This is a genomic window from Pseudomonas sp. P179, from assembly GCF_000478485.2.
Lineage (GTDB): Bacteria > Pseudomonadota > Gammaproteobacteria > Pseudomonadales > Pseudomonadaceae > Pseudomonas > Pseudomonas aeruginosa.
Window position 1 is genome coordinate 4,073,623 of the sequence record NZ_KI517354.1, and the last position, 16,691, is coordinate 4,090,313.

General features: G+C 69.5%; 14 protein-coding genes and 1 pseudogene. 10 read left to right on the plus strand and 5 right to left on the minus strand.

From position 1 onward, the window contains the following. The first annotated feature begins 52 nt into the window (after positions 1 to 52). From HMPREF1224_RS31190 to HMPREF1224_RS31220, 7 genes are all read left to right on the plus strand, one after another. Positions 53 to 892: an arylamine N-acetyltransferase family protein gene (locus HMPREF1224_RS31190; protein ID WP_003110506.1), complete on the plus strand. Its 840-nt coding sequence runs from the start codon at positions 53 to 55 to the stop codon at positions 890 to 892. Between the two features lie 329 nt (positions 893 to 1,221). Further along, on the plus strand, positions 1,222 to 1,440 hold the full coding sequence (locus HMPREF1224_RS31195) for a hypothetical protein (RefSeq protein ID WP_003095337.1): 219 nt from the start codon (positions 1,222 to 1,224) through the stop codon (positions 1,438 to 1,440). A 226-nt stretch (positions 1,441 to 1,666) separates the two neighbouring features. Further along, complete coding sequence (gene mgtA, locus HMPREF1224_RS31200; RefSeq protein WP_003095335.1) at positions 1,667 to 4,378, plus strand: magnesium-translocating P-type ATPase; 2,712 nt, start codon at positions 1,667 to 1,669, stop codon at positions 4,376 to 4,378. 97 nt (positions 4,379 to 4,475) lie between these two features. Continuing rightward, positions 4,476 to 5,252, plus strand: a complete 777-nt coding sequence (locus HMPREF1224_RS31205; RefSeq protein WP_003095332.1) for a hypothetical protein — start codon at positions 4,476 to 4,478, stop codon at positions 5,250 to 5,252. A 50-nt stretch (positions 5,253 to 5,302) separates the two neighbouring features. Then, positions 5,303 to 5,512 (plus strand): hypothetical protein, encoded by a 210-nt coding sequence (locus HMPREF1224_RS31210; protein WP_003104324.1) that lies wholly within the window; start codon positions 5,303 to 5,305, stop codon positions 5,510 to 5,512. A gap of 42 nt (positions 5,513 to 5,554) precedes the next feature. Further along, entirely contained in the window at positions 5,555 to 7,222 is a 1,668-nt protein-coding gene (locus HMPREF1224_RS31215) for a Na/Pi cotransporter family protein (protein ID WP_010793726.1), read from the plus strand. Next, entirely contained in the window at positions 7,210 to 7,578 is a 369-nt protein-coding gene (locus HMPREF1224_RS31220) for an SLOG family protein (RefSeq protein ID WP_003161331.1), read from the plus strand. The genes HMPREF1224_RS31215 and HMPREF1224_RS31220 overlap by 13 nt, the downstream gene beginning before the upstream one ends. Here the strand turns inward: HMPREF1224_RS31220 and HMPREF1224_RS31225 are convergent. Further along, positions 7,554 to 8,915, minus strand: a complete 1,362-nt coding sequence (locus tag HMPREF1224_RS31225) for an MATE family efflux transporter (RefSeq protein ID WP_003095327.1) — start codon at positions 8,913 to 8,915, stop codon at positions 7,554 to 7,556. The two genes, HMPREF1224_RS31220 and HMPREF1224_RS31225, sit on opposite strands and share 25 nt — an antisense overlap. A gap of 236 nt (positions 8,916 to 9,151) precedes the next feature. Here HMPREF1224_RS31225 and HMPREF1224_RS31230 point away from each other — a divergent pair, with 236 nt between their 5' ends. The 3 genes from HMPREF1224_RS31230 to HMPREF1224_RS31240 are packed head-to-tail and all read left to right on the plus strand — an operon-like array spanning position 9,152 to position 11,918. Further along, positions 9,152 to 9,514, plus strand: coding sequence for a GtrA family protein (locus tag HMPREF1224_RS31230; RefSeq protein WP_003116095.1), 363 nt, complete (start codon positions 9,152 to 9,154; stop codon positions 9,512 to 9,514). Next, positions 9,511 to 10,485: a glycosyltransferase family 2 protein gene (locus HMPREF1224_RS31235; protein ID WP_010793727.1), complete on the plus strand. Its 975-nt coding sequence runs from the start codon at positions 9,511 to 9,513 to the stop codon at positions 10,483 to 10,485. Before HMPREF1224_RS31230 ends, HMPREF1224_RS31235 begins: the two co-directional genes overlap by 4 nt. Next, a complete protein-coding gene (locus HMPREF1224_RS31240; protein WP_003162670.1) occupies positions 10,482 to 11,918 on the plus strand; it encodes an ArnT family glycosyltransferase in 1,437 nt (478 codons plus the stop codon). Before HMPREF1224_RS31235 ends, HMPREF1224_RS31240 begins: the two co-directional genes overlap by 4 nt. A 2-nt stretch (positions 11,919 to 11,920) precedes the next feature. Here the strand turns inward: HMPREF1224_RS31240 and HMPREF1224_RS31245 are convergent. The 4 genes and pseudogenes from HMPREF1224_RS31245 to HMPREF1224_RS31260 form a co-directional block, all read right to left on the minus strand. Next, a pseudogene (locus HMPREF1224_RS31245) lies at positions 11,921 to 12,414 on the minus strand (YkgJ family cysteine cluster protein). Continuing rightward, positions 12,390 to 13,625, minus strand: coding sequence for a DUF1835 domain-containing protein (locus tag HMPREF1224_RS31250; protein WP_010793728.1), 1,236 nt, complete (start codon positions 13,623 to 13,625; stop codon positions 12,390 to 12,392). Before HMPREF1224_RS31250 ends, HMPREF1224_RS31245 begins: the two are co-directional and overlap by 25 nt. Before the next feature lie 156 nt (positions 13,626 to 13,781). Continuing rightward, entirely contained in the window at positions 13,782 to 14,231 is a 450-nt protein-coding gene (locus HMPREF1224_RS31255) for a DMT family transporter (protein WP_003095321.1), read from the minus strand. A 208-nt stretch (positions 14,232 to 14,439) separates the two neighbouring features. Next, entirely contained in the window at positions 14,440 to 16,485 is a 2,046-nt protein-coding gene (locus HMPREF1224_RS31260) for an NADPH-dependent 2,4-dienoyl-CoA reductase (RefSeq protein ID WP_003116092.1), read from the minus strand. Positions 16,486 to 16,691: the final 206 nt, after the last annotated feature.

Consider the following 16,691-nt stretch of genomic DNA (forward strand, 5'->3'; position numbering starts at 1 on the left):
TATTCCCCGAGAATGCGTCTAGAATCGAGCTGGCCATTTTCCGGAGCCCGCCATGACCCCGCTGACGCCCGAGCAGACCCATGCCTACCTGCACCATATCGGCATCGACGATCCCGGTCCGCCGAGTCTGGCGAATCTCGACCGACTGATCGACGCGCATCTGCGCCGGGTCGCCTTCGAGAACCTCGACGTGCTGCTCGACCGTCCCATCGAGATCGACGCCGACAAGGTTTTCGCCAAGGTCGTCGAGGGCAGCCGCGGCGGTTATTGCTTCGAACTCAACTCGCTGTTCGCCCGCCTGCTGCTGGCCCTCGGCTACGAGCTGGAACTGCTGGTGGCACGGGTACGCTGGGGACTCCCGGAGGACGCGCCGCTGACCCAGCAATCGCATCTGATGCTGCGTCTGTACCTGGCGGAGGGCGAGTTCCTGGTGGATGTCGGCTTCGGCTCGGCCAATCCGCCGCGAGCACTGCCTTTGCCGGGCGACGAGGCGGACGCCGGACAGGTGCATTGCGTGCGCCTGGTCGACCCGCACGCCGGTCTCTACGAAAGCGCCGTGCGCGGTCGCAGCGGCTGGCTGCCGCTGTACCGCTTCGACCTGCGCCCGCAGTTGTGGATCGATTACATCCCGCGCAACTGGTACACCTCGACCCACCCGCACAGCGTATTCCGCCAGGGCCTGAAGGCCGCCATAACCGAGGGCGACCTGCGCCTGACCCTGGCCGACGGGCTGTTCGGCCAGCGCGCCGGCAACGGCGAGACGCTGCAGCGCCAACTGCGCGACGTCGAGGAACTGCTGGACATCCTGCAGACCCGTTTTCGCCTGCGCCTCGACCCGGCCTCCGAAGTGCCGGCGCTGGCGCGACGGCTGGCGGGACTGATCTCCGCCTGAGCGCTTTTGGCCAGTGTCTTTTCGCCGGACTCCTGCGGGAATTTTCCGATGTTCCATAGAAGCCTGAACGAAACGGCTTTTTCGGTTGACCTCGTCTGGCAAGAGGTCTATAAAACCCCCGCCCGCAGAGCCGGGCACTTTCTTTCCCCCTACGAAGAGAGCCATGGACAGTATTCCCAGTAGTCGTCGCCCGGCCCAGCAGATGCCGGCTGGTGCGATGACCCAAACCAACGCACGACGGAACCCGCAACGGGTCGGTCGGTTGAGCGGCATCCTGGGCTGACCCACTGCTTCTCACCCGTGTCCGGCACGCCGGGTACAGGTGAGTCATGAACTTCGAGAATTCGGTATCCCCCGGCGTATCCGCCTTCGTGGCGAAGATGCGCGTGCGCGCCGCGCAGTCCCCCGGCGCGATCCTTCCCGGCCACGGCCATCCTGCGAGCCTCGCCTGGCGTGTCGACCCGGCCGGCGGTCGCCTGGAGTATCGCCGCCTGGAGACGCAGGTCGAAGAGAACCCTGAGAGCGGTCGCCGCCCGATGCGCGGCTGACGCTTTCTCCTGCCTAACCCTTCGCACAAGGAGCCTGCCATGGACGAACCACCAAGTCGGCCTGCTGCGTGCCGCCTGAGCGGCCGCGCGCAGTGGGCCTCACCCGGACAAGCCGAACATTCTTCCCACCGATCGCGAACATCGCGACCCGGCACGCCTTTGCCTGTCACCTGACCGGCAACCGACTCGTGTCGCCGTCGCGCAGCTCGCGACAGGAGACCGAGTCATGAGCGTAGCGACCCAACGCAATACCCAGCTCGACACCGAGCGCCGCAACGACCGACTGTCCATGCGCGCCGCCCGCGAAGCGCAGAACAGCCTGGAAACCACCCTCACCAACGTCCGCGGTCGCCAGGACGGCCTCGACCAGGCCGAGGCCGCCGCCCGGCTGCACGCCGACGGCCCCAACGAAGTGGCCCACGACCGTCCGCCACACGTCCTGGTGCAATTGCTGCAGGCGTTCAACAACCCCTTCATCTACGTGCTGATGACGCTCTCTGCGATCAGCTTCTTCACCGACTTCTGGCTGCCCCTGCAGGACGGTGAGGAAACCGATCTCACCGGCGTCATCATCGTCCTCTGCATGGTCCTGGTCAGCGGCCTGATGCGCTTCTGGCAGGAATACCGTTCGGGCAAGGCCGCCGAGGCGCTTAAGGCCATGGTGCGGAACACCGCCACCGTGCTGCGCCGCGACGAGCGCGGGATGCGCGGCGAGCTGCGGGAAATCCCCATGGGCGAACTGGTGGTCGGCGACATCGTGCGCCTGTCCGCCGGCGACATGATCCCCGCCGACATCCGCCTGATCGAATCGCGCGACCTGTTCATCAGCCAGGCCGTACTCACCGGCGAGGCGCTGCCGGTGGAGAAATACGACACCCTCGGCGCGGTCCGCGAGAAGTCCGCCAAGCGGATCGCCGCCGACCAGCAGGACCTGCTCGAACTGCCGAACATCTGCTTCATGGGCACCAACGTGGTCAGCGGCACGGCCACCGCGGTGGTGGTCGCCACCGGTGCGCGCACCTATTTCGGTTCGCTGGCCCGTTCCATCGTCGGTTCGCGGGCGCAGACCGCCTTCGACCGTGGGGTGAACAGCGTCAGTTGGCTGCTGATCCGCTTCATGCTGGTGATGGTGCCGATCGTGCTGCTGATCAACGGTTTCACCAAGGGCGACTGGACCGAGGCGTTCATGTTCGCTCTCGCCGTGGCGGTCGGCCTGACCCCGGAAATGCTGCCGATGATCGTCAGCGCCAACCTGGCCAAGGGCGCGGTGGCGATGTCGCGGCGCAAGGTGGTGGTCAAGCGCCTCAACGCGATCCAGAACTTCGGCGCCATGGACGTGCTCTGCACCGACAAGACCGGTACCCTGACCCAGGACCGGATCATCCTCGAGCATCACGTCGACGTTGCCGGCCGGCGCTGCGACCGGGTCCTGCAAATGGCCTGGCTGAACAGCTTCCACCAGTCCGGGATGAAGAACCTGATGGACCGCGCGGTGGTCGCCTTCGTCGAACAGAACCCGCGCATCACGCCGTCGGATGCCTGGCGCAAGGTCGACGAACTGCCCTTCGATTTCGTCCGTCGGCGTCTCTCGGTGATCCTCGAGGGCAAGGACGGCGAACACCTGCTGGTGTGCAAGGGCGCGGTCGAGGAAATGCTCGAGATCGCCACCCGCGTGCACCAGGACGGTGTCGACCTGCCGCTCGACGAGGAACGCCGCCGGGCCCTGCTGGCGCTGGCCGAGCAATACAACCGCGACGGCTTCCGCGTGCTCCTGCTCGGCACCCGCAGCCTCTCGCGCACGGAGTCCCAGGCCCAGTACGGCGCCAGCGACGAGCGCGACCTGGTGATCGCCGGCCTGCTGACCTTCCTCGATCCACCGAAGGAAACCGCCGGCCCGGCCATCGCCGCGTTGCGCGAGAACGGCGTGGCGGTGAAGGTGCTCACCGGCGACAACCCGGTGGTCAGCGCGAAGATCTGCCGCGAGGTCGGCCTGGACGTCGGCGAGCCGCTGCTCGGTCGCGACATCGACCTGATGGACGATGCCACCCTGCAACGCCTGGCCGAGGAGCGCACGGTGTTCGCCAAGCTGACGCCGCTGCAGAAGTCGCGGGTGCTCAAGGCCCTGCAGGGCAACGGACACACCGTTGGCTTCCTCGGCGACGGCATCAACGACGCCCCCGCGCTGCGAGATGCCGATGTCGGCATCTCGGTGGACAGCGGCACCGACATCGCCAAGGAATCGGCCGACATCATCCTCCTGGAAAAAAGCCTGATGGTCCTGGAGGAGGGCGTTATCAAGGGCCGCGAGACCTTCGGCAACATCATGAAGTACCTGAACATGACTGCCAGCTCCAACTTCGGCAACGTGTTCTCGGTACTGGTGGCCAGCGCCTTCATCCCCTTCCTGCCGATGCTGGCGATCCACCTGCTGCTGCAGAACCTGATGTACGACATCTCCCAGCTGTCGCTGCCGTGGGACAAGATGGACAAGGAGTTCCTCGCCAAGCCGCGCAAGTGGGACTCGAAGAACATCGGCCGCTTCATGGTCTGGATCGGCCCGACCTCGTCGATCTTCGACATCACCACCTACGCGCTGATGTGGTTCGTGTTCGCCGCCAACAGCCCGGAAATGCAGTCGCTGTTCCAGTCCGGCTGGTTCATCGAGGGCCTGCTCTCGCAGACCCTGGTGGTGCACATGCTGCGTACCCAGAAGATTCCCTTCATCCAGAGCACCGCGGCGCTGCCGGTGATGCTGATGACCGGGCTGGTGATGGCGCTGGGCATCTACGTGCCGTTCTCGCCGCTGGGGGCGATGGTCGGCCTGCAGCCGCTGCCGTGGGAGTACTTCCCCTGGCTGGTGGGCACGCTGCTCTGCTACTGCGTCACCGCGCAGACCATGAAGACCCTCTACATCCGCCGCTTCGGCCAGTGGTTCTGAGCGATCGGCCGGGCTTCGTCCCGGCCTTTCCCGGCGCGTCGGCAAGCCTCGCCGCGCCGCGCAACGCACACCGGACCCACGCATGGAGAGACGCATCATGACCCTGCACGACCGGCGCCCGCGGGCGCCCCTTTTCCAACCGCTGCCGGCCGCGCTGCGACGCGCCCTGTCCTGGCGCCTGGGCTTCGTCGCCGCCGCGCTAGCCTGCGTCCTGCTGCTGGCGCTGCTGTCCGAGGCTCGCGCCGCGGGCGGCGCCTACCGGGTCGACGACGGCGAGATCGACCCCGTCGGCGAATGCAACCTGGACGCCTGGCACCAGCGCGAACGCCACCACGGCAACCGCTACCAGTCGGTGCTGTCGCCAGCCTGCACCTTCTCCGCCCTACCATCGGTGCAGCTCGGCGCGGCGCTGGTGCGCGAGGGCGACGCAGGCGATCGGCACAGCCGCCTCAGCCCCGAGCTGAAGACACCGCTGCTGGCCCGCGACGACCTCGGCCTGGCGTTGGCCTTCGCGCTCTCGGCGGATCTCTACCTGGACCGCCGGCACGCCTTCGAAGGCGCCGGCTTCAACCTGCCGCTGAGCTACCAGCCGTTCGAGGCCCTGCGCCTGAACGCCGGGGTCGGCCTGGGGCATGCCTACGCCGAGGGCGAGCGCCGGCATCGCTGGAACTGGGGCGTGGGCATGGAATACCGGGTCGGCCAGCCGTTGACCCTGATCGCCGAACGCTTCGGCGAGTCGGCCGGCGACAGCGGCTGGCAGGCCGGACCGCGGCTGCACCTGGGCGAACGGCTGGACCTCGATCTGCTGGTCGGCGGCCACCTGCGCGGCGAGCGCGAGCGATGGCTGGTCTCGGGAGCGACCTTGCGTTTCTGAGCCCAAGGGCGTGCCGCGCTGCGGCGCGCTCCTCCACCGAGGAAGCAGCCATGAACGTCGTACGCAAATGCCTGGGCGCGTCTCGCCGCGCGCTCTGTGGCCTGGCAGCACGGCTGCTGGCGAAGGCCGCGCACCTGCTGATGGTGGTCAGCGTGCGCGCATATGCCAGCGGCCGCCTGAGCCAGGTCGAAGTGAAATACCTGCTGGACTGCTCGAGCGCGCTCAACCGTGCCTCGCTCAGGCTGGCCATGGGTCAATGAGCCCGTTCCCTTCACGATCCATTCCGAACCGGGAGTTCCGCCATGCTGGGAACCATCCTCCTGATCAACCTGGCCGGTGCCGTGGCCCTCCTGTTGTGGGGCACGCACATGGTCTCCAGCGGCGTGCTGCGCGGTTTCGGCACTGTGCTGCGCAACTGGCTCGGCCGCCACCTGGGCAACCGCTGGCTGGCCCTGCTCGCCGGGCTCGGCATCACCGGCCTGCTGCAGAGCAGCACCGCCACCAGCCTGATGGCAGCGTCCTTCACTGCCAGTGGCACCCTGGGCCTGGCGCCGGCGCTGGCAGTGATGCTCGGCGCCAACGTCGGCACCACCCTGGTGGTGCAACTGCTCAGCTTCGACACCTCGTTGCTGGCGCCGCTGGCCCTGCTGTCCGGCCTGCTGCTGTTCCGCCTGGGCGACGGTCCACGCCTGGAGAGCCTTGGCCAGTGCCTGATCGGACTCGGCCTGATGCTCCTGGCGCTGGCGTTGCTCGGCCATTCCCTGCAGCAGATCGAGGCCTCGCCAGCCTTTGTCGCGGTGATCCACTGCCTCGAAGGCGATCCGCTGATCGCCCTGCTGCTCGCCGCGCTGCTGACCTGGGCCTGCCATTCCAGTGTCGCGGTGGTACTGCTGGTGGCGTCCCTGGCCCAGGCCGGACTGGTCTCGCTGCCCATCGCCCTGGCCCTGGTGCTCGGTGCCAACCTCGGCGGCGCCTTGCCGGCGCTAGGGGTGGCCGGTAGCCGGGTGGCGCGGCGCCTGCCGTTGGGCAACCTGCTGGTGCGCCTGCTCGGTTGCCTGCTGGTGCTGCCCTGGCTGACGGCGCTGGCGCAACCGGCCAACGCACTCGGCGGTGCGGCGGCGGTCTGGTTCCACAGTGCTTTCAACCTGGCTCTGGCACTGCTGGCGATCGGCTTCACCGGACCCCTTGCGGCGCTGCTCGCGCGCCTGTTGCCGGAAGAGGCACAGTCCGACGAGCCGGGCATGCCGCGCTACCTCGACGAAGCCGGGCTGGAGGTGGCCAACATCGGCCTGGCCAACGCTACTCGCGAAGTCCTGCGGCTGGCCGACATGGCCAGTCTGATGCTGCGCGCCACCAGCGGCCTGTTGCAGCGACCGGAGGCGAAGGTGGCGGCGGAAATCCGTCGCCAGGACCAGGCCCTCGACCAGTTGAGTGCGGCGATCCGCGCCTACCTGGCAGACCTCGGCCAGGACGGCCTCGGCGACAGCGACGCCGATCGTGCCCAGGAAATCCTTCTGTTCGCCATCAACATCGAGCACATCGGCGATCTCGTCGCCAACAGCCTGCTGCCCCTGGCGATGCGCTGGGCCGGGCGCAGTCGCGCCGGCAGCGAGTTCGAGCTGGGCCGCATGCTGCCGTTGCAGGCGGCGATCGAGGAGAGCCTGCACCTGGCGATCAGCGCGTTCCTTCGCGAAGACCTGGACGCCGCGCTGCGCCTGGTGGCGCGCAAGAAGTTGCTGCAGCGACTGGAGGCCGATGCCAGTCGCGAGCGCTTCCGTCGCCTGCGCGACGATCGCGGTGCCTGGGTGGAGTCCGGTGACGTGTTCCAGCGCATTCTCCGCGACTACCGACGCATCCACCATCATGTCACCGCCCTGGCCTATCCGCTGCTCGAACGCAGCGGCATCGATCCGATGGCGAAGCGGCCGGACGAGCCAGGGCAAGGGGAGGGATCGGCATGCGCCTCCTGATCTGCGCCGGACGCCATTTCAAGGACGCCGAACGCCTGCGCCTGGCGCTCGACCAGTGCCACGGCCTGCAACCGGTGGCGCTGCTCGGCCACCTGCTGCATGCCGGCAGCGGCCGGCCGGACGAGGCCGAGCGCTGGTGCCGCGAGCGTGGCGCGGATTCGCGCGCCTACGATTATCCGGAGCGCAGTGGCAGCGACAACGCCCTGCGCGAGTATGGCGAGGCCGTCCTCGGCGATGCCGCGCCGGACCTGGTGCTGGTGTTTCCCGGCGGGCGCCTGGCCAGCGAACTGATACAGGTCGCGCACGCTGCCGACGTCCCGCTGATGCTCGCCTATCGCCCGCTGTCGGCGCCCTGAGCGGCGAACCAGCCATCGCGGCGGGTCAGGCGCCAGCCGTAGGCGGCCAGGACCAGCCCGCGCAGCAGCATGAAGGCGAGGAACGCCAGCCATAGCCCGTGGTTGCCCAGCCCCTGCAACAGCCAGCCGAGGGGCAGGCTGGCGGCCACCGCGACGAGCATCGCGTTACGCATCTCGCGGGCGCGGGTGGCGCCGATGAACAGGCCGTCGAGCAGATAGCTCCACATCCCCAGCAGCGGCAGGCAGGCCAGGTACGGCAGATAGGCGTAGGCGACTTCGCGGACGCCGGCGATGTCGCTCTGCAGGTCGATGAACAGGTGGCCGAACAAGGCGAACAGCGCGGCGAACGCCAGGCTTGCCAGCAGCGACCAACCACCGGCTACCACCAGCGCGCGGCGCAGGGCGGCTCGGTCGCGGGCGCCGATGGCGTGGCCGCAGAGCGCCTCCACCGCGTGGGCGAGACCGTCGAGGGCGTAGGACGTCAGGAGCAGGCCGTTGAGCAGCAGGGCGTTGGCGGCTACCGTGGCGTCGCCGAGGCGGGTGCCCTGTACGGTGAGCAGGAAAAACACCAGTTGCAGGGCCAGGCTGCGGATGAAGATATCCCGGTTGACCATCAGCAGCGGCAGCCAGGACAGCCAGTGGCGCAGGCGTTGCCACTGCGCCCGCCCGGGGCGCCGGGCCAGGTCGCGGCGGGTCAGGGCCAGGCCGAGCAGGGCGCCGCTCCATTCCGCCAGCACCGAGGCGCGGGCCGCGCCTTGCACGCCCCAGTCGAGGCCGTGGACGAACCAGAGCACCAGGGCGATGTTGCTCAGGTTGGTGGTCAACAGGATCGCCAATGGCGCCCGTGCGTTCTGCGTGCCGAGGAACCAGCCGACCAGTGCGTAGCTGGCCAGGGCCGCCGGCAGGCCGAGCAGGCGGGTATGGAAGAAGGCGCGGGCCTCGCCGGTCAGTTCCGCCGAAGGTTGCATCAGTTGCAGGGCCCAGCCGCTCAGGGGCAGGGCCAGCGCGCCGAGCAGCAGGGCCAGGAGCAGCGCCATGCCCAGGCCCTGGGCGAGGATCAGGCGCAGCGCGCCGCCATCGTCGCGGCCGGCGGCCTGGGCGGCGAAGCCGGTGGTGCCCATGCGCAGGAAGCCGAGCACGCCGACCATCAGGGTGTACAGGCTGCCGCCCACGGCTACCGCGCCGAGCTGGTAGGCGTGCGGCAGGTGGCCGACCACCGTGCTGTCCACCAGGTGCACCAGGGGAACGGAAACGTTCGACAGAATCATCGGCCCGGCCAGCGCCCAGACCCTGTGGTGGGTCGGGGCGTGGCGCCAGGCATCGCGCAACAGGCTCATGGGGTCCTCCGGATCGGCCGGGCAGTATAGCGACGGCGGCGAGGCCTGCGGAAAACCCGTTTTTCATATCCGGTAACAGACCTCTGCCTGCCGTGTATTCCTTGTCCGACGCGGCTTCCAGGCCTGCCGCGGGGAACCCTGCGAAAACCTGTCAGGAAGCTTGCGCAGCGCTAACCGCGGGGCTTTGCGCACCTTCCTAGAATGCCGGCGTCGGTTGTTTCCAGAGGAAGCCATGCATGCTCCTGGGGCGTTTCGTCTCGGTCGGCGCCGGTGCCACCGCCGTTCATTACCTGGTGCTGACCCTCCTGGTCGAGGGCTTCGCCGTCGGCGCCGCCGTGGCCGCCGCGACGGGAGCAGGCTGCGGGGCTCTGGCTGCCTACCTGGGGCATCGCTGGAAGACTTTCCGCCACCGTGGCCCGGTGTTCCGTTCGCTGCCGCGCTTCTTCGCCGTCAGCCTGCTTTGCGTACTCGGCAACGCCGTCCTGGTGTTGCTGCTCGGCGACCTCGCCGGACTCGACTACCGCCTGGCCCAGCTCGCCGCGACCGGCGCACTGCTGTTGGCGACCTATCACCTTCATCGACTCTGGACCTTCTCATGATGATCGAACCTTCCCTGGCGTCGAAGCTCGAGGCCCCCTGCCTGCTCAGCGTGGTAGTGCCGGTGTTCAACGAGGAGGCGGTGCTGCCGGCCTTCCACCAGCGCCTGGGCGCCGTGCTCGGCGACCTTGGCGACGATTGCGAGGTGCTCTATGTCGACGACGGCAGCACCGACCGCAGCGCGGTGATCCTCGCCCAGCTACAGGCCGCCGACCGCCGGGTGGGCGTGGCCCGCTTCACCCGCAACTTCGGCAAGGAACAGGCGATGAGCGCCGGGCTCAAGCTGTCGCGCGGCGCCGCGGTGATCGTCATCGATGCCGACCTGCAGGATCCCCCGGAACTGATCCCGCAGATGCTCGACGCCTGGATCGGCGGCGCCGAAATGGTCAACATGCGCCGCCGCAGCCGGGCCGGCGAAAGCTGGCTGAAGCGCGCCTCGGCGAGCGCCTTCTACCGGCTGATCAACCGCCTCAGCGAGGTGCCGATCCCGCGCGACGTCGGCGACTTCCGCCTGCTCGACCGGCGGGTGGTCGATGCCCTTTGCGAGCTGCCGGAAGGCAATCGCTTCATGAAGGGACTGTTCGCCTGGGTCGGTTTCCGCCAGGTCGATATCGCCTATAGCCGCGCCGCCCGCGTCGCCGGCCACAGCAAGTGGCGCTACTGGCGGCTGTGGAACTTCGCCCTGGAAGGCATCACCGGGTTTTCCACCGCGCCGCTGAAGGTCGCCGGCTACCTCGGCCTGCTCAGCCTGTTGGCGGCCCTGGCGACCCTGCTCGCCGGGATCTTCGGCCAGCAGGAGATCCACGAACACTGGCCGGTGATCGCCGCGCTGTTCCTGATCGGCGGCCTGCAACTGCTGGCCATCGGCGTGTGCAGCGAATACCTCGGGCGGATGACCATGGAAGCGCGGCGCCGCCCGCTCTACCTGATCGACCGCTACCTGCCGGCTCAGGTCGGCGGGGCCAATCCGTGAGGGCGCTGCGCGGCTGGCCGCTGGCCTGGTTCCTGCTCGCCCTGGCCTTCGCCATCCGCCTGCTGAGCCTGGGCAGCTATCCGCTGATGGACACCACCGAGGCCCGCTATGGCGAGGTGGCGCGGAAGATGGCCGAACTGGGCGACTGGATCACGCCCTGGTACGACGTCGGCGTGCCGTTCTGGGGCAAGCCGCCGCTGGCCTTCTGGCTCAGCGCCGGCGGCCAGCTTCTGCTCGGCGCCAACGAGTTCGCCAGCCGCCTGCCGCACTGGTTGCTGGGCGTGCTGGTGCTGTGGCTGGTATGGGACTGGCAGGCTCGCGAAGATCGTCGGCAGGCGCGGATCGCCTGCGTCCTGCTGGGCAGTTCGGCGCTGTTCTTCGTCGCCTCCGGGGCGGTAATGACCGACATGGCCCTGGCCCTGGCGCTGGTCCTGGCCATGCGCGGCTTCTGGCTGGGCCTGCATGGCGCGGAGGGAATCCGGCGCCGCGAGGGCTGGCTGATGTTCCTCGGCCTCGGCCTCGGGCTGCTGGCGAAGGGGCCGCTGACGCTGATCCTCGCCGGACTGCCGATCGGCCTGTGGACCTTGCTGGAGTGGCGCTGGCGCGCGCTCTGGCGGGGCCTGCCATGGATCCGCGGAAGCCTGCTGATGCTCCTGGTGGCCGCGCCCTGGTACCTGCTGGCGGAGTTGAAGACGCCGGGCTTCCTCGAGTACTTCCTGCTCGGCGAGCATTGGCAGCGCTTCGTCACCGCCGGCTGGGACGGCGACCGTTACGGCAATGCCCACGCCTATCCCTACGGCAGCGTCTGGCTGTTCCTGCTGGCCGCCGCGTTTCCCTGGAGCCTCTGGCTGCCGCTGCTGCTCTGGCTGGGCTGGCGCCAGCGCGGGGAGGTGGTCGATGGCGTCGCCTCGCGCAGGCGCTACTGGCTGTTCTGGGGACTGGCGCCGTGCCTGTTCTTCACCTTCGCCGGCAACGTCCTCTGGACCTACGTGCTGCCCGGCCTGCCGGCTCTGGCGTTGCTCGCCGCCGACCTGCTGCGCGCGCCGCTGGCGCGCAGCGCCTGGCTGCGGCGTGGTGGGTTGGCTTGCCTGGCACTGACCCCATTGCTGTTCGCGCTGTTCCTCGGCTCCCTGCTGCTGGGCTCGCGCGCCGAGCAGAAGTCCACCGCCGCGCTGCTGGCCAGCGACGCCGGCTGGCGCGAGCGGCCGCTGGTGTTCTGGCCGAAGCGGCCGTACTCGGCAGTGTTCTACAGCGGCGGGCGGGCGCAACGGGCGGAGGACAGCGAGCTGGCCGGCTGGTTGCGTCGCGACGCCCTGCTGGCGATCCGCTCGCGTTCGTTCGGCGCCTTGCCCGACGAGGTGCGCCAGCGCTTGCGCTGCCGGCCGCCGGTGGGACAATACCAGCTATGCCAGGGCGTGGCGCCGCCTGGCTGAGACTACCTCGGCCGGTAGGCGCAGTAGCCGGGACGCGGGCCGATGCGCGGGTGGTTGCGGCAGGTGTCCGGGCGGCGGGCATAGATGGTGCACAGGCGGGTCTTGCGGTCGAGGTACAGGCAGTCGCCGTTGGCCATGCGGGTGAGGGTGAAGATCTCGCGCTTGTGGTTGAAGTGCTCGATCACGCCATCCTTTTCCAGTCGCTTGGCGATTCGCTTGGCCGGCTCCTCGCGCTCGAACTCGTCGACCAGTCCCATGCGGATCAGGTCGTCGATGCGCACTTCCACCGGCAGCGTGCAGCAGGTCGCGTTGCACTCGCCGCACAGGCCTTCGCGGTATTTCACCCAGGTATCCAGGCGGTCGGGGTCGGCGGCGGCGAGCGGGATTTTCTTCATCGGCGGGCGGGTGCGGGGAAAACGGGCGCGCATGATAGTGGCTGCGCGCCCGTTGCGCTCGTCCGGGCGATGAGCGTCAGTGCCGTGGGTCCTCCCGCCATACCGGCCGGTCCTGCTCGTCCAGCGCCCAGTGCGCGGTGCCGGCGCGCAGGCATACGCCGCCGACCCAGCGTTCGGGGGCGCCGAGGTCGAGGCGGTAGCGCCGCCCGGCCAGGACCTCGCGGCCCGCAGCGGTCAGGGCCAGCGGCTGGCGTTCCCAGGGCAGTTCCGGTGCCGGCGTGCGCAGCAGCGCGCCGGGCTCTTCCAGCAGCGCGCGGAGCAGGACGCGGAACATCAGGTCGCCGAGATAGGGCAGCGGCTCGCGCCGTGCGGTCAGCTCGGCGAAGACCTGGCCGGCGCTCGGCCGCTCGCTGTCGCGGACGATCTCCAGGGTCAGCCGTTCGCTCAGCGACAGGCCGTCGCGCAGGGCCGGCAGTTCATGCAGTTGCCGACGCAGCGCCGGCCCCAGCAACGGTAGCGCCGGGGTCGGCGCGGCGGCCAGTTGCGCCCAGCGCAGTGGCGCCGGATCGCGGTAGGCGTCCCAGGCCGCGCGGGCCAGCGCCAGGGCTTCGGCGTCCAGCGGGCGACGCCGGGTCCATAGCCAGGCGAGCAGCTCAGGCGCCAGTTGGCCGATGCCGACGAAGCGCTCGACGCCTGGCACGCGGTCGATCTCGATCAGTTCCAGGTGCTCCGGCGGCGTCTGCATTCCTGCCAGCACCCGGACCAGGAACAACTGGTCGTAGGCATCCGCCTCGCACCAGAGCGCCACCCGCGAGTATTCGCCGAGCCGCTCGAGCCCGGCGTATTCCTGGCGCTGGCGGGCCTGGGCGTCGGCCGGGTCGAGGTCGAAGGCGCGGCTCAGGTAGTCGCTGCGCAGGGCGAGGAACTCGGGCAACGGCAGGTTCGGCACCGGTCCCATGGTCAGCGGGTCGGCGAACATCCGGAAGCCGCCGCGAAAGCCGGCGAGCTTCAGGCCGTGGGCGATGTCGTTGCCGCAGCGCAGGTGCAGGGTCGCGGCCTCATCGCCGCCGACCAGATCGGGATGGCGGCTGGCGAAGGCGATGGCGTCGACATGCGCCTTGAGTCGCGGCCAACTGGCGAAGCCCAGTTCGCGCGCCACCTGCCACTGGGCGTCGGCCAGGCGCGGCTCCTGCCCCGGAAGCCCTGTACGGCTGGCCGGGTCGCGGCGCCACTGGCGCAACAGCTCCTTGGCGCGCTTGCGTTGCTGTTCGAGATTGATCCGGCCGTCGCCGAGAGTGCGGGAAAAGGACATACGATCTCCTCTGCAGCCTTGTCCGCCATCAGGCCTGGAGTCGCATGCGCGATGCGTGGGGTGGATCGCCTGGGCGCTGCCCTTTCCGCGGACGGGAGGCGTGGAGAACGCCGAGGCCGACTATAGGCCGGCCGACGCGTCCGCGGCAAGACGCACTCAGCCCTTGCGGATCATCCAGATGCCGGCGCCGATCAGTGCCAACCCGCCCAGCTTCAGCGCGCTGATCGGTGCCTCGCGGAAGCCGGCCCAACCGAAGTGGTCGAGGCTCATGGCCATGCCCAGCTGGCCGGCAAGCACCAGCACCATGAACATCAGCGCGCCGATGCGCGGTGCGGCGAAGGCGGCGATGAAGATGAAGAACATGCCGAGGAAACCGCCGCACCAGTGCCACCAGCTCAGCCCGCGCAATGCCGCCAGGCCGGGAAACTCGCGCTGCGAGAGGGTCAGGGCGAGCAACCCGAGGGTGCCGACGAAGAACGAGATCAGTGCCGCGGCGAGGACGCTGGACACCTGCTTGGCCAACTGGCCGTTGATCCCTGCCTGCAGCGGCAGGCAGGCGCCGGCGAGCAGGGGCAGGACGAACAGCCACCAGGGTGGAGTGGGCATGCAAGACTCCTGGAACGATGACGGCGAGCGCGCCCCGCGCATGGCGAGGGACGGGCCGGAGTGGTACGGGGAGTCGCACAGTATGCACCAGGCGGGGGCGGAGGAGGAAAACGCGAGACCCCATCGCACGCCCTCGGATTCCGCCCGGCGGGTAACCGCGAGCGGTTGTTCGCTCTACGGCAGCCATACCGCCAGCGGCGTTATCCCCCTACAAGCGCGCCGCCAGCATGGCCCCCTCGCGAATCGCCCGCTTGGCATCCAGTTCCCCTGCCACCCGCGCCCCACCGATCAGGTGGAAGCGCAGGCTTTCCGCCGCCTGGCTGATCTGCAACTCGCGCAGCGGCTCCTGGCCGGCGCAGATCACCACGTTGTCCACCTCCAGCCAGCGTTCCTCGCCGTCGACGCGGATCAACAGGCCGCGTTCGTCGATCTTCAGGTACTCCACCCCGCCGAGCATCCGTACGGCGTTGTGCCTGAGGTGCGCGCGGTGTACCCAGCCGCTGGTCTTGCCGAGCTGCGCGCCGGGAGCGCCGGGCTTGCGCTGGAGCAGCCAGACCTGGCGCGCCGGCCGCGTCGGAGCGGGTTCGCGGAGGCCGCCGGGCTGGCTGTTGTCGAGGTCCACGCCCCATTCCGCGAGCCATTCGCCGAGCGCCCGCGGCTGGCCGTCGCTGGGCGCGGCGACGAGGAAGGCGGCGACGTCGAAGCCGATGCCGCCGGCGCCGACGATGGCGACCCGCGCGCCCACCGGCGCGCCGCGCAGCACGTCCACGTAGCTGAGTACGGTCGGTCCGCCGATGCCGTCGATCCTTGGCCGGCGTGGCTGGATGCCGGTGGCCACCACCACGTCGTCGAACTGACCGTCCAGCTCGCCCTGGCGCACCCGGTGGCCGAGGCGCAGGTCGACGCCGAGGCGTTCCAGACGCACGCGGAAGTAGCGCAGGGTTTCGCGGAACTCCTCCTTGCCGGGAATCCGCTTGGCCAGGTTGAACTGCCCGCCGATTTCCCCGCTCGCCTCGAACAGGCTGACCCGATGCCCGCGCTCGGCGGCCACGCAGGCGGCGGAGAGCCCGGCGGGGCCGGCGCCGATCACCGCGATGCGCTTCTGCGTGCGCGCCTTGCGGTAGCGCAATTCGGTCTCGAAGGCCGCCCGCGGGTTGACCAGGCAGGTGGCGCGGCGGTTGGCGAAGGCATGATCGAGGCAGGCCTGGTTGCAGGCGATGCAGGTGTTGATCTCCTCGGCCCGGCCGGCGCCGGCCTTGGCCACGAACTGCGGGTCGGCCAGCAGCGGCCGGGCCATCGACACCAGGTCGGCCTTGTCGGTGGCGAGCAGGGATTCGGCGACCTCGGGGGTGTTGATCCGGTTACTGGCGATCACCGGCACCTTCAGCTCGTGGCGCAGCCGTGCGCTGACCTCGGCGAAGGCCGCGCGCGGCACCGAGGTGACGATGGTCGGCACGCGCGACTCGTGCCAGCCGATGCCGGTGTTGAGCAGGGTGATTCCGGCTTCCTCCAGGGCCAGGGCGATGCGCCGCACCTCGTCCCAGGTATTGCCGCCCTCGACCAGGTCGAGCAGCGACAGGCGATAGCAGAGGATGAAGCGTTGGCCGACGATCCGCCGGATGCCGCGGACGATCTCCAGCGCCAGGCGCATGCGGTTTTCCAGCGGGCCGCCCCACTGGTCGTCGCGGCGATTGGTGCGCGGGCAGAGGAACTGGTTGAGCAGGTAGCCTTCGCTGCCCATCACCTCCACGCCGTCGTAGGCGGCGGCCTTGGCCAGCCGCGCGCAACGGACGAAGGCGCGGATGGTCTTGCGGATGCCGCGCTCGGAGAGCTCGCGCGGGGTGAACCAACTGATCGGCGACTTCAACGGCGAGGCGGACACCGCCATCGGGTGGTAGCCATAGCGCCCGGCGTGGAGGATCTGCAGCAGGATCTTGCCGCCCTCGGCATGCACCGCCTGGGTCAGGCGACGATGGGCGGGCACCTCCAGGGCGCTGGTGAGGCTGCTGCCGAAGGGCAGCAGCCAACCTTCGCGGCAGGGCGCGAAGCCGCCGGTGACGATCAGCCCGACGCCGCCCCGGGCACGCTCGCGGTAGTAGGCAGCGAGCTTGCCGAAGTCCCACAGACGATCCTCCAGCCCGGTGTGCATCGAACCCATCACCACGCGGTTGCGCAGACGGGTGAAGCCCAGGTCCAGCGGGGCCAGCAGGTGCGGATAGGGAGCGGCGGCGAGCGGCGGGTAGGGGTTGCGCATGGCGCGGTTCCGGTAGCCAGGGACGCTTCACCATAGGAAGTTGCGCCGCCGCCGAATGCGGCCCGCTTGCCGGAACCGCCAGGCATTTCGGTCAAGCCGGCGGACTGGCTGATCGGATAGGTGCTCGCTGCGCTGCACCGCTGTGGCCCCGGGTGACAGGCATCGAAAGCTCTCCGACAGCACTTGCGGCGCGGCGGGCGGAATGG